General features: G+C 38.2%; 22 protein-coding genes, 1 rRNA gene, 1 riboswitch and 2 other annotated features. Of the genes, 18 read left to right on the top strand and 5 right to left on the bottom strand.

The window, feature by feature from the left end:
* Window positions 1-60: 60 nt before the first annotated feature.
* Window positions 61-1,092 (bottom strand): sugar-transfer associated ATP-grasp domain-containing protein, encoded by a 1,032-nt coding sequence (locus tag GVV19_RS09030; RefSeq protein ID WP_159647138.1) that lies wholly within the window; start codon window positions 1,090-1,092, stop codon window positions 61-63.
* 118 nt (window positions 1,093-1,210) lie between these two features.
* Window positions 1,211-1,801: a histidine phosphatase family protein gene (locus tag GVV19_RS09025; RefSeq protein WP_159640992.1), complete on the bottom strand. Its 591-nt coding sequence runs from the start codon at window positions 1,799-1,801 to the stop codon at window positions 1,211-1,213.
* Window positions 1,802-1,887: 86 nt separating this feature from the next.
* On the opposite strand from GVV19_RS09025, the gene GVV19_RS09020 reads away from it, so the two are divergent.
* The 4 genes from GVV19_RS09020 (at window position 1,888) to GVV19_RS09005 (ending at window position 5,913) form a co-directional block, all read left to right on the top strand.
* Window positions 1,888-2,298 carry a MerR family transcriptional regulator gene (locus GVV19_RS09020; protein WP_159647136.1) on the top strand — a complete coding sequence of 137 codons (411 nt, stop codon included), beginning with the start codon at window positions 1,888-1,890 and terminating at the stop codon, window positions 2,296-2,298.
* Window positions 2,299-2,355: 57 nt separating this feature from the next.
* Window positions 2,356-2,561: a binding site (T-box leader), on the top strand.
* 35 nt (window positions 2,562-2,596) lie between these two features.
* Window positions 2,597-3,145, top strand: a complete 549-nt coding sequence (locus GVV19_RS09015) for a GNAT family N-acetyltransferase (RefSeq protein ID WP_159640986.1) — start codon at window positions 2,597-2,599, stop codon at window positions 3,143-3,145.
* Between the two features lie 27 nt (window positions 3,146-3,172).
* Window positions 3,173-5,755: a valine--tRNA ligase gene (locus tag GVV19_RS09010; RefSeq protein ID WP_159647134.1), complete on the top strand. Its 2,583-nt coding sequence runs from the start codon at window positions 3,173-3,175 to the stop codon at window positions 5,753-5,755.
* A complete protein-coding gene (locus tag GVV19_RS09005; RefSeq protein WP_159647132.1) occupies window positions 5,755-5,913 on the top strand; it encodes a hypothetical protein in 159 nt (52 codons plus the stop codon). Before GVV19_RS09010 ends, GVV19_RS09005 begins: the two co-directional genes overlap by 1 nt.
* 65 nt (window positions 5,914-5,978) lie before the next feature.
* Here the strand turns inward: GVV19_RS09005 and mgtA are convergent, their stop codons facing one another.
* Window positions 5,979-8,585 (bottom strand): magnesium-translocating P-type ATPase, encoded by a 2,607-nt coding sequence (mgtA, locus tag GVV19_RS09000; RefSeq protein WP_159640977.1) that lies wholly within the window; start codon window positions 8,583-8,585, stop codon window positions 5,979-5,981.
* 257 nt (window positions 8,586-8,842) lie between these two features.
* Between mgtA and GVV19_RS08995 the strand changes: the two genes are divergently transcribed.
* The 9 genes from GVV19_RS08995 (at window position 8,843) to GVV19_RS08955 (ending at window position 19,976) form a co-directional block, all read left to right on the top strand.
* Window positions 8,843-9,562, top strand: a complete 720-nt coding sequence (locus tag GVV19_RS08995) for an HAD family hydrolase (RefSeq protein ID WP_159647130.1) — start codon at window positions 8,843-8,845, stop codon at window positions 9,560-9,562.
* Window positions 9,559-10,677 carry an alanine dehydrogenase gene (gene ald, locus GVV19_RS08990; protein ID WP_159647128.1) on the top strand — a complete coding sequence of 373 codons (1,119 nt, stop codon included), beginning with the start codon at window positions 9,559-9,561 and terminating at the stop codon, window positions 10,675-10,677. The genes GVV19_RS08995 and ald overlap by 4 nt, the downstream gene beginning before the upstream one ends.
* A gap of 73 nt (window positions 10,678-10,750) precedes the next feature.
* Window positions 10,751-11,692, top strand: a complete 942-nt coding sequence (locus GVV19_RS08985) for a zinc dependent phospholipase C family protein (protein ID WP_207948930.1) — start codon at window positions 10,751-10,753, stop codon at window positions 11,690-11,692.
* Window positions 11,693-11,724: 32 nt separating this feature from the next.
* Complete coding sequence (gene hpf, locus GVV19_RS08980) at window positions 11,725-12,267, top strand: ribosome hibernation-promoting factor, HPF/YfiA family (protein ID WP_159638390.1); 543 nt, start codon at window positions 11,725-11,727, stop codon at window positions 12,265-12,267.
* Window positions 12,268-12,327: 60 nt separating this feature from the next.
* Entirely contained in the window at window positions 12,328-12,732 is a 405-nt protein-coding gene (locus GVV19_RS08975; RefSeq protein ID WP_159638392.1) for a cell division protein SepF, read from the top strand.
* 5 nt (window positions 12,733-12,737) lie between these two features.
* The gene (locus GVV19_RS08970; RefSeq protein WP_159647126.1) at window positions 12,738-13,217 is read left to right on the top strand and encodes a DivIVA domain-containing protein; all 480 of its coding nucleotides are present in this window, start codon (window positions 12,738-12,740) and stop codon (window positions 13,215-13,217) included.
* Window positions 13,186-13,401, top strand: a binding site (T-box leader). (Overlaps the previous gene by 32 nt.)
* Window positions 13,402-13,435: 34 nt before the next feature.
* A complete protein-coding gene (ileS, locus tag GVV19_RS08965; protein ID WP_159647124.1) occupies window positions 13,436-16,153 on the top strand; it encodes an isoleucine--tRNA ligase in 2,718 nt (905 codons plus the stop codon).
* Between the two features lie 2 nt (window positions 16,154-16,155).
* Window positions 16,156-16,866 carry a TrmH family RNA methyltransferase gene (locus GVV19_RS08960; RefSeq protein WP_159647122.1) on the top strand — a complete coding sequence of 237 codons (711 nt, stop codon included), beginning with the start codon at window positions 16,156-16,158 and terminating at the stop codon, window positions 16,864-16,866.
* A 347-nt stretch (window positions 16,867-17,213) separates the two neighbouring features.
* Entirely contained in the window at window positions 17,214-19,976 is a 2,763-nt protein-coding gene (locus tag GVV19_RS08955; protein WP_159647120.1) for a polysaccharide lyase 8 family protein, read from the top strand.
* A gap of 82 nt (window positions 19,977-20,058) precedes the next feature.
* On the opposite strand, the gene GVV19_RS08950 is transcribed toward GVV19_RS08955, so the two are convergent.
* Both GVV19_RS08950 and GVV19_RS08945 read right to left on the bottom strand, forming a co-directional pair.
* Window positions 20,059-20,670 (bottom strand): superoxide dismutase, encoded by a 612-nt coding sequence (locus GVV19_RS08950; protein ID WP_166083073.1) that lies wholly within the window; start codon window positions 20,668-20,670, stop codon window positions 20,059-20,061.
* A 46-nt stretch (window positions 20,671-20,716) separates the two neighbouring features.
* Window positions 20,717-22,195, bottom strand: coding sequence for a carboxypeptidase M32 (locus tag GVV19_RS08945; protein ID WP_159640956.1), 1,479 nt, complete (start codon window positions 22,193-22,195; stop codon window positions 20,717-20,719).
* A 106-nt stretch (window positions 22,196-22,301) separates the two neighbouring features.
* On the opposite strand from GVV19_RS08945, the gene GVV19_RS08940 reads away from it, so the two are divergent.
* From GVV19_RS08940 to GVV19_RS08920, 5 genes are all read left to right on the top strand, one after another.
* Window positions 22,302-22,781, top strand: coding sequence for a phosphatidylglycerophosphatase A family protein (locus GVV19_RS08940; protein ID WP_236261726.1), 480 nt, complete (start codon window positions 22,302-22,304; stop codon window positions 22,779-22,781).
* An 18-nt stretch (window positions 22,782-22,799) separates the two neighbouring features.
* Window positions 22,800-23,480: an AAC(3) family N-acetyltransferase gene (locus GVV19_RS08935; RefSeq protein ID WP_159647118.1), complete on the top strand. Its 681-nt coding sequence runs from the start codon at window positions 22,800-22,802 to the stop codon at window positions 23,478-23,480.
* 31 nt (window positions 23,481-23,511) lie between these two features.
* Window positions 23,512-23,602, top strand: a riboswitch (TPP riboswitch).
* Between the two features lie 24 nt (window positions 23,603-23,626).
* Window positions 23,627-24,142 (top strand): energy-coupled thiamine transporter ThiT, encoded by a 516-nt coding sequence (locus GVV19_RS08930; RefSeq protein WP_159647116.1) that lies wholly within the window; start codon window positions 23,627-23,629, stop codon window positions 24,140-24,142.
* Between the two features lie 49 nt (window positions 24,143-24,191).
* On the top strand, window positions 24,192-24,725 hold the full coding sequence (locus GVV19_RS08925) for a DUF402 domain-containing protein (RefSeq protein WP_159638408.1): 534 nt from the start codon (window positions 24,192-24,194) through the stop codon (window positions 24,723-24,725).
* 188 nt (window positions 24,726-24,913) lie between these two features.
* Window positions 24,914-25,002 (top strand): 16S ribosomal RNA (locus GVV19_RS08920); the annotation flags it as partial.

Here is a 25,002-nt window from a genome sequence, read left to right as displayed (position 1 = left end):
TTTTAGGGGTATTAAAAGGTCTCGTAAATTAGTCAAAAAAAAAGAAATAGTGTTCGATCACTATTTCTCGGTATTTTGTGTATTATCCAGTTCGGCAATTAGACGGTCAAAGAGTGGTTTGACACCTATTTGTGCTTCGCCTAGGAATCCTGGTGACTGATAAATATCGTGCCCTGGGAACTGATTACCTTCGATAAGCATGGGTCCATCTTTAGTCAAAGCAACATCCCATCCGACCATTCCTAATTCAGGTATGTGAAGGGCAGCTTTCTTCGCAAGTTCAATCATTGCCTCAAACTCAGGGACTTCAAATCCTTTGAATGTGATACCAGTTAGCGGATGAACGGCAGCGATCTTATTGAATTTACCAACGCCATCGGTTTCAACAACCCCTGTTTCTAGATTAATGCGCGCTGCAAATCCACCACTGTTTAAATTATCAACGCTCTTTCCATTTCCGCAACGAACACATGCAAAGGGGATTCGAATATGACCATTCTTTTGCAGTGTAACAATCCGTACAGTGTTTACCGATGCAGGATGTAAAATCCCCATCCGTTCATCTTGAATGATGTACGCCTCCGCGAGTGTTTGGTTATTCGCAAGCATCGAGTCATATACGGCTTTTGCATTGGTACCGTCAAAATCAAAGAATTCGATACCTTTTCCACCAATCCCATCTACTGGCTTTGCGACAATTCGTGGGTTTGTTTTGAAGAAATGCTCAAAATCATCAAAGCTGGTCGCGTTTAAATCAAGCCAGGCGCGATTATGATACCCATCAAAAAATTTGAGAAATTCAACCTTATTATCGAGTGTATCCCATTTTTCTTGACTGTTAAATTTCGCGACATAAGCATTATTGACACCTCGAGTCACGAAAGTGCTACGTTTTGATTCGGGAACGTTGTATAATTCGAAATCCAAATAATCTACATATCCAGCTTGATATTTTAATCCGGTTTTAATGATATCGATTAGAATCAATAAGGTGTTCTTGCCCGTTCGCTTATGAACTTCCTTGGCTGTTTCATACATAGCTTTATGATTCATTTTTGTAATACGCTGAATCATATATTTAAATTTTTTCATGATATCACCTTCCATAAGTTCTTATACGTCATCAATTATATCGCATTCATTGACCACAAACAATGCTCAGAAGGGAAACAATGCAAGACACCTTTATACCAGTACAAATGCCCGGATTTTAAATGTCATGTTCAATTATCTCTTGGAGTATAAATGACTGATCGACATATAAATATTTGAAAATCGCACAGTTGGGAATTCGATTTTGGCGGCGCACGGAGCTATAGGATTCCCAACGTTTATAGAATTGTGCAATCGCAGCACCGTGCGAAACGATAAGAATCTGATTTCCTTTTGAGTTAGTCACGCATTGTGCTATCTCAAGACTAATACGATCTTGAAAGTCGGCTTCACCCTCGCCATCAAATTGCACAAAAAAATCTTGGTAGGGGAGCGGCGGATTGAGATGTTCTCCTTCGCCCTCTAGACGTCCAAAATTCCACTCACGTAGGTTTTTTGACTGTGTATAGGCGATGTCAGTTAAAATTTTGAGCGTATCAACTGCCCGCTCCGAAGTAGAACAATAAGCATCGTCAAAAACAATGTTTAGCGAATCAATATGTTTACGAGCAGCTTGTGCCTGTTGAATGCCGAGCGCAGTAAGTGGTGAATCGCAGAATCCTTGTATCTTCTTTTGGAGGTTGAAGAGTGTTTGACCGTGGCGAACTAGATAAATCGTTTTTGTATCATTGTATTTCAAATTTGTCATAGAGACCTCCTTGATGATTTTAATGAATCATCTATAATAGAAGCATAAACTAGGGGAGCTACTCCCGGTCAAGGAAGGATTGTACAATGACAAAATTAATGACAATGCGTGACGTGTGTATTGCGACGGGAATTAGTTATGATACACTAAAATACTATTGTAATGAAAACCTTGTGCCCTTTCATAAACGTGATCACAACAATCACCGAATTTTCGATGCACGTGATCTCGCTTGTGTTGAAGGCATTGTCTGTTTAAGACGATGTGGTATGTCGGTGAAGGATATGAAGCAATATATTCAATTAGGTCTTGAAGGTGTGGACTCAATTTCAGAACGTAAAGCGATGCTTAAAAAAACATATGAACAGTTACAGAACCAACAAAAAGAAATTGAAGCGTCACTACAATTTCTTGAAAAGAAACAAAACTACTATACGGACGTCCAAAATGGCGTGGTTCCATACGTCAGTAATTTAGTAGCGGTAAAAACAAGCTAACTTTTAAAATAAGAACTTTGAAAAATTGCTAATCACAAAAGACTGTGCTAAAATATAAAAAAATCAATGAGCATAAGGAGTACCGTGTAAAAACGTTTAGAGAGTTGTCGTCTGGTGAAAGACAATCGTTGGAAACGGGAAAGTCGTATGTGAGATGAGATACTGAACTTAAGTAGGTAAATCCGTTGGTGGCGTTAACACATTGAGGCTTGTTGAAAACAAGTAAATTAAGGTGGTACCACGACTAACACATCGTCCTTTGGATGATGTTTTTTTGTGTTTAGAAAAGGAGTAAATGATGAACAAGTTAAGAATTCCAACACTCGAAACGAACCGACTAATATTAAGAGCTGTAACTATGGATGATGCATTAGATATGTTTGCTTATACTTCAAATCCTGAGGTCACACGCTACCTGTCATTTCCGACACATACATCTGTCGAGGATGCACAATGGGCGATTGCAAACATCTTTATGAAACGTCCCGATAACGGATCTCCTGAAGCATTCGCAATTGTTGATAAAACGACACATCAAATGATTGGAACCTGTGACTTTTGGCGAGTTGATGGTGACAATACGTATGAAATGGGATATGTCCTTAATCAAGCGTATTGGGGTCAAGGACTCATGACAGAAGCATGCCGTGCAGTCTTAAAGTTTGCGTTTGAAGATTTCGGTGTTCGACGGATGGAAATTCGTCATAACGCTGAGAATATCGGATCTCGAAATATTATCAAAAAACAAGGATTTACTTATGAAGGCGTCCGTAGACGATTGGTTAAGATTGATGAACACTACAGTGATATCGTCTACTATGCGATGCTTGATGAAGAGTTCAAATAAAACAGAAAAGAAAGAAGAGGATGTAAGATGCGTAAAGAGCTTGCACAAAAATACAATCACTTAGATATTGAAAAAGATAAATACCAAAAATGGGTAGACAAAGGATATTTTACTGCTGGAGATATCAGTAAAAAGCCATATTCCCTTGTAATTCCGCCTCCAAATGTTACTGGGAAACTACACTTAGGTCATGCATGGGATAATACCTTGCAAGACATTGCAATTCGTTACCAACGACTCTTAGGTAAAGATGCCTTGTATCTTCCGGGGATGGATCATGCTGGAATCGCCACTCAAGCAAAAGTTGACGAACGTCTGCGTGAGCAAGGAATTTCGCGATATGATTTAGGCCGTGAAGGGTTCCTCAATAAATCATGGGAATGGAAAGAAGAATATGCTTCACACATTCGTGCTCAATGGGAAAAACTAGGAATTTCGGTTGATTATTCACGCGAACGTTTTACCCTAGATGAAGGCTTGAACAAAGCGGTTAATAAAGTCTTTGTTGATCTTTATAACGATGGTTTGATTTATCGTGGATACCGCATCATCAACTGGGACGTTCAAGCCCAAACGGCGCTTTCAAATATTGAAGTAGAGCACAAAGAAATTGAAGGGAATTTCTATACTTTTGAATATACGGTTGAAGAAACAGGCGATAAACTTGCGGTTTCAACAACACGTCCTGAAACAATGTTCGGAGATGTTTGTATCGTTGTACATCCAGATGATGTCCGTTATCAGCATCTAATTGGGAAACATGCGATAAATCCTGCAAATGGTGATGTCTTACCAATTATTGCGGATGACTATATCGATATTGAATTTGGTACAGGTGTTATGAAATGTACTCCAGCACATGATCCTAACGATTATGAAATTGGAAAACGCCATCATTTAGAAATGCCAATTTGTATGAATCCAGATGGTACCATGAATGAACTTGCACATCAATTTGCAGGACTAGACCGTTTTGAAGCACGAAAACAGTTAGTAGCTTACATTAAGGAAAATGGGAAGTTAATCAGTATTGAAAAACACATACATTCGGTCGGCCACTCGGAACGTACAGGTGTTATTGTAGAGCCGTATTTATCCGATCAATGGTTTGTTAAAATGCAACCACTTGCGCAAGAAGTTTTGAAGTTCCAGGAAACAGATCCAATTAAATTTTACCCAGAACGCTTCAGCCATACCTTCAACCAATGGCTTGAAAATATTGAAGACTGGACAATTTCACGTCAGTTATGGTGGGGGCATCGTATTCCTGCTTGGTTCCATAACGAAACCCAAGAAGTCTATGTAGGAGAAACAGCCCCTAAAGACAGCGAAAATTGGACACAAGATCCTGACGTATTAGATACCTGGTTCTCATCAGCGCTATGGCCTTTCTCAACACTTGGATGGCCAGAACAAACACCAGATCTTGAACGATACTACCCAACTGACTTATTAGTCACAGGTTATGATATCATCTTCTTCTGGGTTGCGAGAATGGCATTCCAAGGGCGCTACTTTACAGGAACCAAACCATTTAAAGACGTCCTAATGCATGGATTAATCCGAGATGAACACGGTCGTAAAATGAGTAAATCATTAGGAAACGGTGTTGATCCAATGGATGTTATCGAAGAATTTGGTGTAGATGCGCTACGTTACTTCCTAACGACAAACTCGACACCAGGGCAAGACATGCGTTATGTGCCAGAGAAAGTTGAAGCTTCATGGAATTTTATCAACAAAATTTGGAATGCCTCACGCTTCGTCAACATGCATACCAGCGATCAAGTATATGATATAGAAAAAGCAACACTATCAATGGTTGATCGTCACATTATTCATCAATTTAACCGCACACTCGATGAAGTTAATCGTAATATGGACAAATACGAATATGCCCTTGTAGGAAATACTTTACAACGTTTCGTATGGGATGATTTCTGCAGTTGGTATATCGAACTTAGCAAATCAGGACTTCAAAGTGAGGATGAAACAGTTGTCTATGCAACAAAAGCAACACTTGCTTATATGTTGAAGAATATTGTGAAAGTCCTTCATCCTTTAATGCCATTTGTAACCGAAGAGATTTACCAATCGATGCCTGGCAGCTTGGAATCAATCAATCTCGAGACATGGCCTTCAATGATGCAAATTGACACAGATGGATTAGAACAAGTCACATTCATGATAGATGCGATCTCAGCAATTCGTGAACTCCGTGTTCAATACGATGTTAAGCCTTCAAAACCACTCACGGCACAACTATTGAATAACAAAGATAAGGACTACGAATTTGATGCTGTCTTAAAAGCGATGTTTGAGAGTATGGCACGTGTTGCCATCGGAACGATTACCGAGAATCCCGTTAAACAACCAATTCAAGGTGGATCAATTATTTTATTACAAGATGAATTAGTAGATCAGGAAGCATTGTTAGTAAAACTAAATGCTGAGAAAGAACGACTTGAAGCGGAGATTTCACGTGGTGAAAAAATGCTTGCAAACCAGAACTTTATTGCCAAAGCACCTGCTGCAAAAGTTGAAGCCGAACAAGCAAAACTTGATGAATATCGACGTCAACTTGATGTGGTCTTAGGACAGTTAAACTAATGGAAGCAATCATTAACACCTTAGTAAAAGGTATTTCTACAATGTTTCGGTTTGATATCGAAAAAGACCCACGTGGTGCTCGTAAAAAGAGCCTTATCATCATTCTTATCTTTATTATCCTGCTGTATGTAGGGGTTATTGGATCATTAATACATTAAGAAAAGAACCGCATAAGTGCGGTTCTTTTTTTTATGTAAAAGGAGTGCATTCGCACTCCTTTTAATTAGATGATATCTTTAAACCAAATGCGTTTCATAACTGAAGTAGCGATGATATACATGAGTACGATTCCACCAACCCACAAGAGGTGTGTTGATGAAAGTACTTGGAGCTCAATTGTTGATGCTAATGGTGTGGTCACAAAGAGCAAGGTAATAGCAATCGCTAAGAATGATACAAACACAAGCACTCCCGAAGGTAGATTTGATAGCGAGAATGGACGTTTTGTACGAATTACGAAAATAATTAAAGATTGGGAGATGATTCCAAACGCAAACCAGAATGTTTGGAATAATGTAGCATGCTCAGGTGTTCTAACATCAAACACAGCATACAGGACGACAAAGCACGCGATATCAAAAATTGAACTGAGTGGCCCAAAGAGTTTCATGAACTTCACAAGCGATTTTGATTCGAGTTTACGAGGTTTTTCGAGTTCCTTTTCAGTAACATTATCGAATGGAATTCCTGTTTGTGCTAAATCACTTAAGAGGTTCTGAACAAGAATATGAACTGGTAATAGTGGTAGGAATGGCACAAAGAGACTTGCGACCAAGACAGAAATCATATTCCCCACGTTACCACTGACTGCCATTTCCAAATACTTGATCATGTTTACAATTGTTTTACGTCCTTCAAGAATTCCTTCTTCAAGTACGGTTAAATCTTTCTTCAATAAAATAATATCAGCAGATTCTTTAGCGATATCAACGGCACTGTCAACCGAAATACCGACGTTTGCTTGTTTCAATGCGAGGGCATCGTTGATACCATCACCCAAGAAACCAACTGTATGGCCTTTATCTTGGAATGCCTTAACGATTCGTTGTTTTTGATCTGGAGAAATCTTTGCAAAGAGGTGACAGTGATCAACTGCATCACGTAATTCCTCATCACTCATGGCTTCTACTTCATCACCCATATAGGTAATCTCAGTATCAATTCCAACTTTGCTACTTACTTTTTTAGCAACACCCAAACTATCACCTGTAATAACAACAACTTTTACACCATGTCGGTTAAGGCTTTCGATTGTAGGTTTCGCACTTTCTTTAGGCGGGTCAAGGAAACCAATAAACCCAATTAATACGAGATCACTTTCATCTTCGACGCCGAATTCGTGCTCTGTAGGAACATTGTTCTTCTGCGCGACAGCAATCATGCGTAATCCATCATGATTGTGTTGGGAATAGACTTCCATAGCTTCTTTACGAATTTCGTCGTTGAGTTCAAATACTTCGCCATTACGGTCAATGTATCGACATAATTTAACAATTTCTTCAACGGCACCTTTCGTAATAAGTTGTCGTTTGTCATTACCATCTTCCAAGATGACACTCATTCGACGGCGAGAGAAATCAAATGGGATTTCGTCAACGACTGAATAGTAATTTACAAGGTCATCCATGTTATATGATTCTGCACGGTTAATAATGGCGAGATCAATTAGGTTTTTAAGACCACTTTGGAAATATGAGTTTAAGAATGCATGACGAAGGACACGCATGTCATCTTCTCCATTAACGTCCATATAACGTTCAAGAACAATATTATCTTGTGTTAGAGTTCCAGTCTTATCTGTACAAAGGATATCCATTTCTCCAAAGGAAGAAATAGAACTTTGGGATTTTACAATTGTTTGATGCTTTGCCATGTTGATAGAACCACGTGCAAGACTTGTGGTTAACACAACCGGAAGCATTTCTGGTGTAAGACCTACCGCAACTGTGAGCGCAAACAAGAAGGCCTCGACAATATCATGCTTCAAAACGCCATTAATGATAAAAATGATGGGTAGCATAATTAACATTAATCGCATTAAAAGCGAACTAATTGTTGAAATACTACTTTCAAAACTATTGATTTGCTTTGTTTCTTTTAAACTTGTATTCATACGGCCAAGATATGTATCATCACCGGTCCGAATGACCATTGCCCGTGCACTACCTGAGACTACGTTGGTTCCCATGAGACACAAGTTCGAATAATCAGACTCTGTGATCATTTGCTCTTCATCGAATTTAACAAATTTTTCGATAGGCTGTGATTCCCCGGTTAAGGTTGCTTGAGAAATAAATAAATCTTTTGCAGATAAGACGCGCATATCAGCTGGGATAATATCACCTGCAGATAGTCGGACAATATCACCCAAAACTAAATCATCAATTGGGATTTCAGTAAAGACACCATCACGAAGTGCAGCGGTGGTATTTGAAACCATGTTGAGTAATTTCTCACTAGCGGCACTGGAACGTTCTTCTTGAACAAATGAAATCAGTGTTGAAATCATGACAATGACAGTCAAGATTGTGATGGTGAGATAATCTGGTGTTTCCCCAGTCAGGAAAAATACCGGAACAATCACATCAGTAATTAATGTAATTGCAATTACGACCATTAACACTAGGTTAAATGGATTAATCAATACGTTTACAAAACCAATAATTGGATGCTTTTTCGTCCCCTGTGAAATCGCATTTGGACCAAGCTCTTCAAGTTTTTGCTCTGCTTGGTCGAGAGTATACCCTGTTGGTGACGCTCCCAAATTATCATAGAGTTCCTCTTGGGAACTTTGGAGCAAGTCTAGAATATTTTTATTTTTTGATGTCATTCAATAAGCCCTCCTTCATCAGAAAAAGCGCACTAAAATAGATAATAACCCGAGGGAGGCCCCAAGGGATCATCGTCTAAAGAACAAGTGCTACATATACTAGAACTACAACTTTGACCTTCCATGTTGCCACCTCACTTTCATGTAAACTATAACAAAATTAAGGATTATTAGCAATAAAACGACGGATTGTGAACACAGTCTTCACAGAAAAATAACACAATATGATATACTTTTAGAGTACTAGGGGGTGCATAATGAAAAAGACACTATTATTTGATTTAGATGGAACTGTATTACCTTTAGATAACAAAGACTTTGAACGTCTCTATATTGGAACGTTAACAAACTTTGCGAAGGATACTATCGAACCTGAAAAATTAGCGAAAAGCCTGTGGGCAGCAACCGCAGCAATGATTCAAAATACCGATTCAAATCGAACCAATGAAACAACTTTTTGGGAAGCTTTTGAAGCATTGATTGGCGCGTCAGCAACCGCATATATTAAGGAAACAATGGATCAGTACTACAACGGTCCGTTTTCAGAAATTCAAAAAGCAACAAAACCAAGTCAGGCAATGATTGAAGCAATCCATTATGCCAAACAAAAAGGATATACCGTTATTTTAGCGACAAATCCTTTATTCCCTAAGATAGCTACTGATAAACGTATCGAATGGGCAGGATTTAAACCTGAAGACTTTGATTATATTACACGATTCGAATCGAATCATTTCTGTAAGCCTAATCCAATGTATTATCAAGAAATTATGAGTGTTTGTGGCTTAGAACCCAAAAACTGCATCATGATTGGAAATGATGTACAAGAAGATATGATGGCTGCAAAACTCGGTATGGAAACATGGTTGATTACGGATGACTTAATTAACCGTCAACCGGATGTTCTTGATGATCATGTGACGTGGCGAGGAAACCGAGAAGAACTACTCATAAAAATTAAGGAGGATTTAGTATGATTGTAGGTTGTGTACGAGAAATAAAAGAATCCGAGAACCGAGTGGGATTAATGCCGACCCATGCATTTGAATATGTGAATGCAGGGCACACTGTAGTTGTGGAATCTGGCTTGGGTGTTGCAAGTGGTTTTACAGATGAACTATACAGCGAAGCTGGAGCTACAGTTGTCGATAGCGCTGAAGCGGTATGGGCACAAGTAGATATGATGATAAAAGTCAAAGAACCGCTTGAAAGTGAATATCCATTGATGCGTGCCGGACAAATACTGTTCACATACCTTCATTTGGCAGATAATGCGCCACTGACACAGGCCCTCGTAGACCGAAAAGTGACAGCGTTTGCTTATGAAACAGTTGCCGATCCGCAAGGTCGTTTGCCGTTATTACGTCCTATGTCAGAAGTTGCAGGACGACTCTCAATTCAACAAGGAGCAAAATACCTTGAAGGTCACTACGGTGGTAAAGGAATTCTGCTATCGGGTGTTCCTGGAGTTCATGGTGGTCATGTGGTAATCATTGGGGCAGGTGTCGTCGGGATGAGTGCATGTAAAACTGCACTTGGAACCGGAGCATCTGTAAGCATTTTGGATACAAATCTTGATCGCCTTGCATACATAGAGGATGTCTTTAATGGCCGTGTCAACACGATTTTCAGTGATGAACATAATATTCAAGAAGAATTGAAACGTGCAGACATTGTAATTGGAAGTGTATTGATTCCTGGTGATAAGGCACCCAAACTTGTGCGCCGTGAACATCTAGAACTGATGGAAAAAGGAACAGTTCTTGTGGATGTTGCAATCGATCAAGGGGGATGTTTTGAAACTAGCAAACCGACAACACACCAAAATCCAATTTTTATTGACTCGGGAATTGTGCACTACTGTGTTACGAACATGCCGGGTGCTGTGCCACAAACATCCACTCATGCATTGGGGAATGCGACAATTCGATATGGTCTAGAAATTGCCAATCGTGGCGCTTTGGAAGCAATCCAAAGTAATGAAGGTCTATTTAATGGTCTTAATGCCTACGATGGTCACATTACAAATGCTGCAGTTGCACGTTCACAAAATTTTGAATATAACAACATGAAAAATACGTTAAAAGGATGAACTCTTTAAGCATTTTTGGTACAATAGATTAAAGGAGGTGGCCGTCATACCTAATGTAATAACACACGGATTGATGGCACTCGACGTTTACAACAAACTAGAGGTGTCAGAAGTCCAAGAGGCAATCGCAAAACATCCTAAAGCTTACTTGCTTGGGAGTAACGGACCTGACCTTCTTTTTTACTACAAAGCCTTGCCTTGGCAAGATCAAGCTTTAAATAAAAAAGTTGGTGGGTATGGAAACTTGGTTCATGTTGAACATATAAATGACTTCTATCGTGAAGCTGTATCATTTGTTCGTCAAGTCCAAGATCCAGAACGACGTGCAATTCTTATTGCATATCTTTCGGGACATTTTATGCATTGGTCACTGGATACGTTAGCACATCCATTTGTGTTTTATCGCAGTGGCGAAATTGCAAATGAAACGAAGTACTGGCATTTCCGTTACGAGTCAATGATTGACGCCCTCATGGTATCTTACGTAAAACGAAGAGACATGAAAAAATTGAAAGCGACACGATTTGTGGATGTTGATGCGACGGAGCGTCGTGTTATCGCATCATTTTACCAAATGTTATTGGCAAATGTGTTTGATATTCAAACGAGTCCACAAGTCATAGAAGAATCAATTGTGACTTTCAAGACGGCACTTGGATTTTTATATGATCCAAGTAACATCAAGACGCCTGTAATCCGGGCATATGAAAACAAGTTCTTGGAACCCTGGGCACTTACGAGCCATGTGGTGAATGGAGAACTGGATTCAGAACATGATGTGCTTAATTTAAAACACGATGTTTGGTCAAATCCAACGGATATAAACGATACATCGCGACTAAGCTTCGTCGACTTGTACGATTACTCAATTAAACTAGGTGTAATCCTTGTTGATCGTCTAAACGAAGCACTTGCAGATCCTAGTGTGACATTTGATGACATACTCAGAGATTGCCAATATGATACGGGGAGACCTGTAGGTAAAGAAATGAAGTATTACAATAGTATTTATTAAATCTATAACACTATAATAGGGAGGGTTTTATTATGTTAATCAGTATTCATGGAAAAAACGTCGACATTACAGAGGCGATGTACACAGCAGTAGAGGAAAAATTGGAATTCTTACACAAGTATTTCGAAATTGACGATACATGGCGTGCAAACGTTGTTGTTAATACATACCCAACAGGCGTTAAAGTTGAAGTAACTATTACTTCAAAAATCGGACCATTACGTGCAGAAGTAATGACCGAAGATTTCTATGCTGCGCTTGATAAAGTAGTTCATAAATTAGAAGATCAAATTCGCCGTCATAAGACACGTATTTCTAAGAAAAACCGTGAAGGCTTATCACAAGCATTCATTTCAATGATCGAAGATCAAGAAGCAGAAACAAAACAAAACGAAGAAGCAGAATTAGTAAGAACCAAAACAATTGCTGCAGAAAAAATGGACCTAAGCGATGCAATCTTAAACATGGAAATGCTTGGTCATACATTCTTCATTTATACTGATGATGAAACCAATGAAGTAGCTGTTGTTTACAAGCGTTTAGATGGTGACTATGGTCTACTTGAGGTAGAATAACAAAATTTATTTTAAGTTCAGTAGAAAAAATGCTATAATTACACAAATGGAGGTTTGGATATGAGCTTTAAAGACAAACTAAAAAACATTCTAACGCCAGTAGAAGATGACGAATACCTGGAATTTTCAGATGATGAGGTAGAAACATTGAGCGATTATGAAGCACCACGCGCAAGCGATGGAACAAAATTACCAAGTGATACAAAGATGGTTCTATTCGAACCAAGATCCTTTGAGGAGTCTGAAGAAGTAGCACGTTACTTAAAAGAAAAACGAGCTGCTGTTGTTAACTTACATCGTTTACAACGTGATTACGCACAGCGTACAATTGACTTTTTAACAGGTGTCGTCTTTGCACTTGATGGATCAATTCAAAAAATAGGTCATAATGTAATTCTATGTACTCCTAAAACAATTGGTGTACAAGGTGAAATCAGTATGAACCTTGAAGAATTCGATTCTTAGACACTATGTCAAACAATCATGCATTTCGCATTATGAAACAGGGATACGATCGCTTTGAAGTAGATCAGACAATCTCGGAACTAGAACGTGAACGCGTTTTGTTGCAAAAACAAACACAAATCTATAAGAAACAGATTGATACACTCCAAGAACAACGTGACCTCATAAAAAAGAGGTATCAGCAACTTGTTGGCGAAATCACTGTTCGTGAACGAGCATCAGAAGAAATGTCACGCCTTGCCCTTCGTGAAGCAAACGACATTATTGAAAATGCTCATTCAAATGCAGATATGATTGTTCGTGAAGCAATGTCAACATCGCGTCAAGTGCTGGTTGAGATTGCTCGAATTTCAAATGAATCGAAGTTGCTTCGTGATGAATTGAAAGATAAAATTAAAAATCTAGAAGAAGCGATTGAAGGACTTGAACTTCCTGAAGCGCCTTATTCATTAATAATTGGCGATGACCAAGACAATAATCAATAAGCATCCCTTGCAGAGACTTCGTGGTTGGTGAGAACGAAGAGGGCCTTATGGGTTTATCACTTGTGAGCTTGTTTCTGAACACTCTATGAATAAAGTAAGAAACACGTCGGCGGCGTTACCGCATTTGAGTGCACAATTTTTTAATTGTGAATTAAGGTGGTACCGCGTCGAAGACGTCCTTATCTAAGGACGTCTTTTTTTGTATATAGGAGGAAATTATGGAATACAAAGATACACTACTGTTACCGAAAACAGAATTTGAGATGAGAGGGAATCTCAGCAAAAAAGAACCACTCATTCAAGCGAAATGGGATGAAGAAAATCTCTATGAAGCAATGCAAACAACCAGAGAAGCAGAAGGTGCGCCACTCTTTGTATTACATGATGGTCCTCCTTATGCGAATGGAAACATTCATATTGGTCATGCATTAAATAGCATTCAAAAAGACTTCATTGTCCGTACAAAATTCATGGCAGGATTTAAGACACCGTTTAGACCAGGTTGGGATACGCATGGATTGCCAATTGAAAATGCGATTCAAAAGCTAGGTGTTGATCGTAAATCAATGCCATTGCACGAGTTTAGAGCTCTTTGCGAGAAATATGCACGCGAACAAGTTGCAATTCAAATGAAAGATTTCAAATCTCTTGGGAAAATTGGAGATTACAAGAATCCATACATTACACTCAATAAAGACTATGAAGCACAACAAATTCGTGTCTTTGCTCAAATGGCACTAAAAGGTATGATCTACAAAGGATTAAAACCTGTTTATTGGTCACCATCCAGTGAGACTGCACTAGCTGAGGCTGAAATCGAATATCAAGATCGACGTGATCCAGCTATCTATATTGCGTTTGATGTGGTTGATGGTAAGGGCGTCGTAGAACAAAATGATAAATTGGTCATTTGGACTACAACACCATGGACTATTCCAGCAAACCTTGCAATTTCAGTTAATCCAGTGATGACTTATGCACGTGTGAAAACTGATAAAGGAGTTCTCGTGATGATGGAATCGCGCATTGAATCCGTAATGAAAGAATTAGAAATTGAAAACTATGAGATTTTGACAACATTCTTGGGGTCAGACATTGAATATGTTACATACAAACACCCACTTTATGACCGTATTTCCCCTGTATTAAATGGTGATCACGTAACTGATGAAGCGGGAACAGGTTGTGTTCATACAGCGCCAGACCACGGGGTAGAAGACTTTGATGTCGCTGCAAAGTATGATATTAAACCGTTTGGACCTGTCGATGCTCAAGGTCACCTTAATGAAAAAACAGGTGAGTTTGCGGGTATGTTCTTTGAGAAAGCAAATAAAGCCGTAACGCTTCGTTTGGAAGAAGAAGGTGCACTTTTAAAAATGGGTTGGATTACTCACAGTTATGCACACGACTGGAGAACGAAGCTTCCAATTATTTACCGTGCAACAACGCAATGGTTTGCATCGATTGATGGCATTCGTCAACAAATTCTTGATGAAATTGCGAATGTTGAGTGGTATCCAAAATGGGGTGAAAAACGTATGCATAATATGATTGCAGATCGTGGCGACTGGACAATATCACGTCAACGTGCGTGGGGTGTTCCAATTCCAATCTTCTACGCAGAAGATGAGACACCAATTATCGATGCAGAAGTCTTTGAACATGTTGCAACGTTATTTGAAGAACATGGTTCAAATATTTGGTTTGAGAAAGAGGCTGCTGAACTGTTGCCTGTTGGTTATACACATCCAAATTCTCCAAATGGAACCTTTACAAAAGAAAAAGATATCATGGATGTTTGGTTTGACTCAGGATCATCGCACACAGCTGCATTAAATCACAACGAAACACCACTTCCGGTTGATGCATATGCTGAAGGAGCTGACCAATTCCGTGGGTGGTTTAACTCATCACTCATTATTTCAGTCGCGTTGTACGGAATTGCACCTTACAAGACTGTAATTACGCACGGTTTCATCAAACTGGATTCTGGTGAAAAAATGAGTAAGTCTAAATCGAATGGACTTAGCCCAAATGAAATCACATCCGAAATGGGTGCGGATATTTTACGACTTTGGGTGGGTAGTGTTGATTACCACTCAGACATTACAATGTCAAAAGACCTTTTAAAACAAGTGAGCGAGTCATACCGCAAGATTCGAAACACATTCCGATTCATGCACGGTAACTTGAACAATTTCAACATTGACACTGACGGTATTGCAATTGAAGATTTATCCTTAATGAACCGTTATGTCTTGAACGAAACGATTCGTGTAAATAACGAAGGCCGTAAAGCATACGAAGGTTATGATTATCAAAAAGTAACGACAGCAGTTCTTAACTCATTAATTAATACGATGTCGTCATACTATTTAGACTATACAAAGGATATTCTTTACATTGAGAAAGAAGATGATCGAGCACGACGTGAAATTCAAACTGTCATTTATCATACACTCGATACATACTTAAAACTCCTTGCACCAATCTTGCCGCATACAACAGAAGAAATGTATCAAATCTTTAAACCAGAGCAAGGAAGTATTCATCTCACAAAATTTGTCGATATTCAAGATGAGATTATTTCTGAACAAGAAAAAGCAGACATGCAAGATCTCTTTAAGGTTCGCGAAACAGTATTTAAAGCACTTGAAGTCAAACGTGCGGATAAAGAAATTGGGAAATCATTAGAAGCAGCAGTTACAATCTCAATGAATAGCGCGACAATAGAACGTGTCGAGTCTATTCTTGGAAAACATCTAGCACAATGGTTTATTGTGTCACATGTTACACTTGAAGCTGTCGAAGGCGAAGCAATTGACGTAGCGGTTACGAAATACGATGGTCATACTTGCCAACGTTGCTGGAATGTTGTAAGTTCAATTAACGATGCAGGATTGTGTGAGCGTTGTGATCACGTCCTTCATAGTTAATTATGAAAATTACATCCGTCAACAACGAAACCATCAAGTCGCTCTTAAAATTATCAAAGAAAAAATATCGTGATGCTAATGGCAAACTTCTTGTCGAAGGAGAACACCTACTTCAAGAAGTGAAGGCATCTGGACTTAACCACACAACTTATGGTATCGGATCAGAATTTGATGTTGAAATTACCGATGCCATTGCACACAAACTATCGACGACTCAATCAGGATCGACACTGTTTACTGTAGTTGATAAACCGCAGCATGGGTGGCCCCAAAATGGGAAACGATTCATATTATGTGATGGAGTTCAAGACCCCGGAAACCTTGGCACGATAATACGCACCGCACACAGTTTTGGATTTGATGCAGTCATCGTTTCGAACGATAGTGTGGATGAATTCAATGATAAGGTTGTCCGATCAACCCAAGGGTCGATATTCCATATGCCAGTTATAAGAATGTCACTCGAAGACGCAATCGCACGTTTGAAAGGTGAATCTGTATCTGTCTATGCAACATACTTGGGAGATAATACAGTGCCATTGTCAGCAGTTACCGATAATGCAATTGCTTTTGTGGTTGGATCCGAAGGGCAAGGTGTCAGTGATGCAGTTCTCGAGCAATGTGATGGCACTACAAAAATAGAAACCAGTAATTTTGAATCATTAAATGTTGCGATTGCGACAGCAATTATTTGTTATACATTTAGGCAATAAACTAAAACGTTACATTTTGTAGCGTTTTTTTAATCCTTTTATTCCGTAGATACTGATAAAATGGCGAAAGATATTAAGACGTCCACATTCTTAAAATAAGGAGTTGAATGAAGCTTAATAGGCTAAAATGAGCATAAACAATCTTGTGTAAAACATACGCAATTTTGGTGTTTTAGTTTCGAAGCTAAAATCGTTAGGTAAGTAACGTAATGCCTAAAAAGCCATTTATAAGTGGTTTTGATCGACATTGATGACACGCAAATATAAAAAATTAGATACAACTGCTTAATTGACATCGAGATGTGGTGTGCTATTTTAATAATCGAAGCGCTTTCACAGGAGGAATAATGAAACGATTATATAAACTAGGAACAATACTACTCTTTATTATGGTACTAGGAATTGGATCTGTACCATTTATGCCAATCTATGGTGACGAAGCCCAGGATATAGAAGTGATGACCCAACGATGGGTTCAATCACTAACCGGAAATTTAGACGTAGATACGGACTTACAATCAAATGTATATGTTAAAGACTATGTTCAAAAACTTTCCAATGATGCTATGCAAGTCAACCAAACACTTAATAAAGATACGAATCGGACTTCTTTATGGGTGCGAAATGATAAAGAACCCAAACACGACTATCTCTCACGAAATGTCAAAAATATCGGAATTTTGACCAAAGCTTACGCAACATACGGTACTGTGTACTATCAAGATAGTGCAATGTTACAAACAATTAAAGACGCATTACGACACATTGTAGAAATCGAACAGTACAATGGTGAAGGATACTATGGAAACTGGTGGAACTGGCAAATTGGAATTCCACATGAAATGATAAATATTCTATTCATGATTCAAGATACTTTGACACCTGAAGAGCTGAACGAATATATCGAAATCTTAAAATTATATGTACCAGATCCCTATAAACAACTGTTAGGCCAAGGAAGCAGTGAAGTATTTGTTCCTTTTGTTTATACAGGACCACAAACTTCAGGAGCTAACCGGACAGATTTTGCTTATACTCGCCTTGGCATCGGAATCCTTGACCAAAATCCAGAAATTATTGCTGAAAGTATCGAAAGTATTAAGGGCGAATTTGACTATGTTACCCAGGGTGAAGGGTTTTATGATGACGGAAGTTTTATTTTTCACGAAAATAAACCGTATGTAGGTTCATACGGAATTGAATTAATAAAAGCCGTTACAAAAATACTTACAATTGTGAGCGAAACAACATACGATCTCCCAGCAGAAACAAAAGAACGATTCGTTGCAATGACCTATAATGCTACGGTCCCAGTTATGTTCAAAGGAACGTTTCTGCCGTTTGTTAAAGGACGATCAATTGCACGCGAATATGTTCATAATATAGATGCATCGGGATCTGATAGCGTAAAAGTACTCGCGCAAGCAGGAAACTTGCTTAATAACAATCAAGGCATTCAGCTACAAAACTCAATGCAATACTGGATTCAGCAAGATCCAGAATACTACCTCAAAATAAGCTCTAATATAGCAGACTTAGTAACAATGAGCGATTTTATTAATCGAGATACGTTGCCAGTAGATTTTGTCCCATTTAGAGGAAGTAAAATGTTTTCAAATATGGACCGATACGTATACAGTGCTCAAGACTATCATTTCGGGCTCTCAATGTATTCCAACCGAGTATCAGCATATGCAACAGGGAACAAAGAGAACCTAAAAGGGTGGCACATGGCTGATGGAATGGTTTACCTCCAAAATGAGGACAAGCAATTCGGAAAATCATACTGGGCAACTGTCGATATGTACCGTCTACCTGGAATAACGGTAGATACGCGAACTCTTGAAGATACAACTGAAGCATGGGTTTCATACCTTTCGCCACAAAAATGGGTGGGCGGAACAAGTAGTGATACTAACGCTGTTATTGGAATGCAACTTGATAAAAATGACATGAAAAATAATGGTAAAAACATTGGTATGGATTTAACCGCAAAAAAATCATGGTTTGTGATGGATGGAAAGATCGTTGCACTTGGAACGGATATAAATGGAAAAACCCCAGCAACAATCGAAACAGTCGTTGAAAATCGCATCCTTGATAGTGATATAGGTTATAAGTTGGTTGATCAAGACGAAAAAGCAATTATCGATGGAAATTACGACGTAAAAAAAGGAGATTGGATGATTCTTGAAGCATATGAATCTTCGAACAATCTCGCATACATGATGCTTCAAGACCAAGCCGTCACAATACAAACGGAAACAAATACAGATACATATTTGCGACACTCAGCGACTGAATTAAGTGGCAATGAATACACTGACACATATAAGAAGATTATTGTAAATCACGGTGCTAACGCGCAAGAAGCAACGTATGCCTACGTTATGGCACCTGCCGTAGAAATTAATTCCCTAAGTACTGTGGAGGAATCCTTTGAGATTATTGAGAACAACAAAGACGTTCAAGCAGTTCTTGATGAAAAACACAATACGTTGGGTATTAATGTGTGGAGTCAAGGACCTCATAAGGTGATGGACTATACAATCTATTCACCAGCATCGGTTCTAATTGATGAACAAGCAAAGTCATTTGAAATTAACATTGCAGATCCAACTCAAGCACAAGACTCAATCATGTTCTCAACGGATGTAGAATTTTCAGAAGTAATTTTGCCTGCTAATGTATCTCAAATTGGAAATAATGTATTTGTTGTTGATACGAGAAATTCAAACGGTGTTACAACAACGATTACACTTAACAAAAAAGAGAAAGAAACGCCAGAAACTGGAGGAGAAACAACGCCAGAAACAGGTGGGGAAACAACACCAGAAACAGGTGGGGAAACAACACCAGAAACAGGTGGGGAAACAACACCAGAAACAGGTGGAGAAACGACACCGGAACAAGGAGGAGAAACGACGCCGAAACCAGACGCAGAAGTTAACGAAATTATAGAAAATGATAAATCAAGCGATTCGAGATTGGAAACATTACCTTCAACAGGAGTGAGTGGCTTTGGGATAAGTCTGGGTGCAATGCTAACCATTATGGGAGTTATTGTATTCTGTTTCGATATCAAAAAGAAATTAAAAAAAATTGATTAGGAAAAGATAACTAAAAAAAACGGTGCGAAATGTACCGTTTTTTTATTTTTTGAATACTGTTTTCAGACTTCCTTGAAGTTGACTAGACTGCAGCTGCAAATAATTCGGCAACTTTACTCCAATTAACAACATCGAACCAGCTTTGGATGTAGTCTGGACGTCGGTTTTGATAATTTAGGTAGTATGCATGTTCCCAAACATCTAAGCCAAGAACTGGAACAAGTCCATCCATAAGTGGATTATCTTGATTAGGTGTTGAAATTACTTCCAATTGTTTGTCAGCATTTACAACTAACCAAGCCCAACCTGATCCGAAACGAGTTTTAGCTGCTGCATCAAATTTTTCTTTGAATGCATCAACTGAACCGAATGTGCCATTAATAGCTTCTAACAATGCACCTTCAGGTTGTTGTCCTGTTGCGGGAGCCATGATTTCCCAAAACATCGAGTGGTTTAAGTGGCCACCACCGTTATTGCGAACAGCAACACGAATGTCCTCAGGAACATCATTAATATTGCGGATTAAATCCTCTAGAGATTTATCCTTCAAAGCTTCGTGTTTATCTAAAGCTCCGTTTAAATTTGTAATATATGTTTGGTGATGTTTTGTATGATGGATTTCCATTGTACGTGCATCAATTTGTGGCTCTAAAGCATCATAAGCATAAGCCAATTCTGGTAGTTTGTATGTCATAATAGTACTTCCTCCTAATGGCTACATCATAGCATATGGGGTCGGGTCATTCAAAAGGTATGCCTACTAATGTACTATATTTTGTAATTAAATAATTCACATAATAATTTGGATCAAAAGCCTCTCCGCACACTTTAAGAATAAGGTCCTGTGTTTCGATTGATCCGCCAAATTGGTGAATGTTCTGACGTAGCCAATCAAATATTAATGATAAATTTCCATCACGCAATGTTTGGTCGACGTCAAGATTTTTCTCCATCGCCGCCATAAACTGTGCTGCATATGCTGTACCAAGTGCATATGTTGGGAAATAACCAAATGATGCATCGGACCAATGAATATCTTGTAAAATCCCTTCGCTTACGGATGCAGGTGTTAATTTTAAGATACGAGTCATTTCGTCGGCAAACTTTTGGTCAAGCCCATGTGCATCGTGAGCCTCTACAAACATCATTTTTTCGATATTGTAACGAACAAGAATGTGCAGTGGGTATGTCAATTCATCAGCTTCGATACGAATTGCACCACGTTCAACAAAATTGATACCGCGAATAAATTCATCAAGTGAAACGCTTCCAAGAACATCAGGTATAATTGCTTGCAATTTTGGATAAAGCGGTGTCCAAAATGCAACGGAACGGCCAATCATGTTTTCTAAAAAACGACTCTGCGATTCATGCAAACTCATGCTCATCGAATCAGCGATAGCGTAACCCTCAAATTCTGGATTAACTTGATGGTTGTACATGGAGTGACCAATTTCATGAATTATCGAGAAAATACTTTGTGTAAAGTCATTTTCGTGATATGTAGTTGTAATACGAGTATCGTTGATTGAAAATGTACTGCTGAAAGGATGTTCAGCTTCACCAAGAAGACCAAAATCAACACTATAACCAAGATGAGTCATTACTAACTCAGAAATTTCACGTTGTTTTGAAATTGATACAAAAGCGTTCATAAACGCAGGACGCGGAGCTTGATGTTCGATTACCGTATCGATGAACGGTACAATTTTGTCGTTGATCGTTGTAAAGAAATTATCGACAATGTTAATTGTTAATCCTTTTTCATAATCATCTAAAGATGCATCATATATGGATGCACCATTTGGTCGATATGAAACAACGTTCCGATGAGATGTGATTAGTTCATTCAGGTTCTCAACAAAAGTACTATAGTCCTTATTTTTACGGCTATCAGCCCATACATTATGAGACGCAAGTTTTAGATTTTCGAACGCTACGTACTCATCATAAGGAATATCTTTGATTTTGTTTAAGCTCTCTAACATTTGCTCCGCACTTTTAGCGATAATTGGATCCTCATTTAATAAAGCGTCAGTCAAGGCTACATATGCTTCATGACTTGTGAACAATGAAAAGTACTCACCAGATAAAAAAGACATTACGCTATTTCGATACGCATCTCCCATTTTTGGTGCTATCGTCTGCGCATCAAATGACATCGTTGTTAATGCTAAAGAATAAGCATTCAATTTATTGTTTAATTCTGAAAAATTCATAATATACCTCCTGAAATTATTGTACTGCATTCAAACCTAAAGGGATACTATGTTTTACAGAAAAGATGATGTATAATTAGGTGACAAAGTACTGGAGGACTCAATAATGAATGAAATGTATGATGACTGCATTGCGTTACTAGAAGAACGCGGTGTAACCCTTAATGATATAGTTGATTGTGTGGTTTATCTACAAAAAGACTATATCGCGAACATTCACGAAATCGATATTGAAGATATTGTTAAAAGCGTAATCCGGAAAAGAGAAGTACAAAATGCATTGATGACCGCTATTAATATTGATATTCAAGTCGACAAGGGTGCATTTGGTAATGAAACAATTCAAAATATCATAAGAGTTGATGAAGGTTTATATGGTATTGATGAAGTTATGGCATATGGAATATGTAACCTTTATGGTTCTATTGCACTAACCAATTATGGTTACATCGATAAAGTAAAACCTGGAATTATTGGCAAACTTAATGATCATGATGCAGGGCAATGCAACACCTTTATCGATGATATAGTCGGCGCAATTGCAGCTGCAGCTGCGAGCAAGCTTGCACATTCACATAGTAATTAAAAGCTGGAAAGGGAACATATGGAACAGAAAGTGAATCAAGATCAAATTCAATCACTCCTTAAGAGACTTGACGTCCCTTCAGACGGTGTATTAATAATTCATGAAAACAGCAATGTTCCTGCACTTGTATCGAAATATGTGCTTGACATGTTGTTGAAAAATATAGAAGACCGAACTGTTTCGATAATTGGTGACAATACGTTTAATAATAACGTATCCCAAAAGGTACTAAAACCACTTGTTACAACCCAAGAACGAATTATTCTCTCATCAGGAAGAATGCTTCAATTAATGCTCTTAAAAGATGAGACAACATTTGCCCACCATCCATCTTTAATGATTGGACATATAGGTAAGTATGCAAAGTTCTTTGCAAGACATGTTAAAGTCGATTACCCCTACGGAGATAAATCGATTTTTCAAGATATGTACGAGTTAAATGCAACAATACTTTTTCTTGGAGAACCGGCACATGTTCCAGAAGCTAAGCTTGCATATGCCCACGACACAACGAAGTCAATTAAAAGGAATACAGCAATTAAAGATGGAGAAATGATTTCGTTTTTAGATTTAGATATTGACGAAACACCATTATTATCGAAAATTGTTAATTCGAATATCCTGTTGTTTGAAGAAATTGAAGGTGTAAAAATTTATGGGATATCCTATAGAATGCTCGTTGACTTCATTACAATGTGACATTGAAAAAACAAACATAAATGTTATAATTAAAAGTGAACAGGGGAACCAAATGGTTGAGAAAATAACCCTCAAAACCTGATCTAGTTAAGACTAGCGGAGGGAGTTCTGTTTTTACCCTGCGCCTTGTGTGGAGGTTTTTTTTTATGAAAACAAAAGATTTAGTTCTAATTGCAATGTACGCAACCTTATTTACAGTATTGGAGTATATAAGTGTTACATTTGGATTATTGAAAATGCCTCAGGGTGGAAGTATTTCCATTAGTGCAGTAGCATTGATTATAGCGAGTTATCACTTAGGATTTAAAAAATCTTTGATAGTGTCCGCAATTTCCGTCGTCATTATGTTGTTAATCACACCTCCATACTTTCTCACTCTAGGTCAATTCATGGCAGATTATGTATTTTCTTACATGTCCTACTCTACAGCGGTGCTCTTTAAAGATCTAAGGTTTGGAGACAAGACATTCCCCACTGGCGCAATTATGTCGAATGTTTTGCGATTTATGTGGCATAATATTGCAGGATGGCTTTTCTTTGCCTCGTATTACGAAGGTAACATCCTTGTCGGAGTCATGCTTTACAATGCGTCATATATGGTACCGACGATGATAATAAGTGCATTCTTAGTTCTATTAATAAGACCAAAATTGAAAAAATGAATTATATTTTAAATTAGTTATTATTGTATATTAATTGGGAGGGAACATTATGAAACCGAAAGTTGGAGAAGTAATTTACGTACAAAGTTATAAACATGACGGATCGCTTCATAGAACATGGTCAAGTGGAACGGTATTATCGGCCGATGACGAAAAAATTGTTCTCATTACATATAAAACGTGGGTAGTCGAATCTGATGGACGTCGGTGGTTTACTAGAGAACCCGCAATTTGCTTCTACTATTTAAATCGTTGGTATAATGTCATTGCTATGATTCGTGCCAAAGGAGTTTATTATTATTGCAATCTTGCTTCGCCAAGTGTGTACGATGGCGAGTCATTGAAGAATATAGATTATGATTTGGATGTGAAAGTATTTCCGGATGGTAAGTATATCATTTTGGATGAAGATGAATTTGAATTGCATCAAAAACAGATGCACTACAGTGAATCCATCATAAGAATTGTTGAAGATGAGAAAAACCGCCTCGTTGAACTGGCTAAACATAAAGAATATCCATTCAATGACGATACTATTCATCGTTATTTCGACAAATATTTATCAATTCACGAGTTTAAATAAGCTCGTGGATTTTTTTTGCAATAAATGAGTTTTATGTTTGACAACTGCCCCCTGAAGTAGTATTATATGTAGGCACTCAAGGGAGCTTTAGTGCGAAATGGTCTTTGAAAACTAAACAGGAAACGTCAATTTCAAAAGAAATACAAGAAGTAAACAAAACTCGTCAGAGTATAAAAATGAGAAAGAATCAAATGGAGAGTTTGATCCTGGCTCAGGATGAACGCTGGCGGCGTGCCTAATACATGCAAGTCGAACGAAGAGCGTAAGAAGCTTGCTT

The organism is Erysipelothrix anatis, assembly GCF_009828745.1.
GTDB classification, from domain to species: Bacteria; Bacillota_I; Bacilli_A; order Erysipelotrichales; family Erysipelotrichaceae; genus Erysipelothrix; species Erysipelothrix anatis.
Note: the sequence above shows the minus strand (reverse complement) of the source record. Positions and strands in the feature narration are given on the sequence as shown.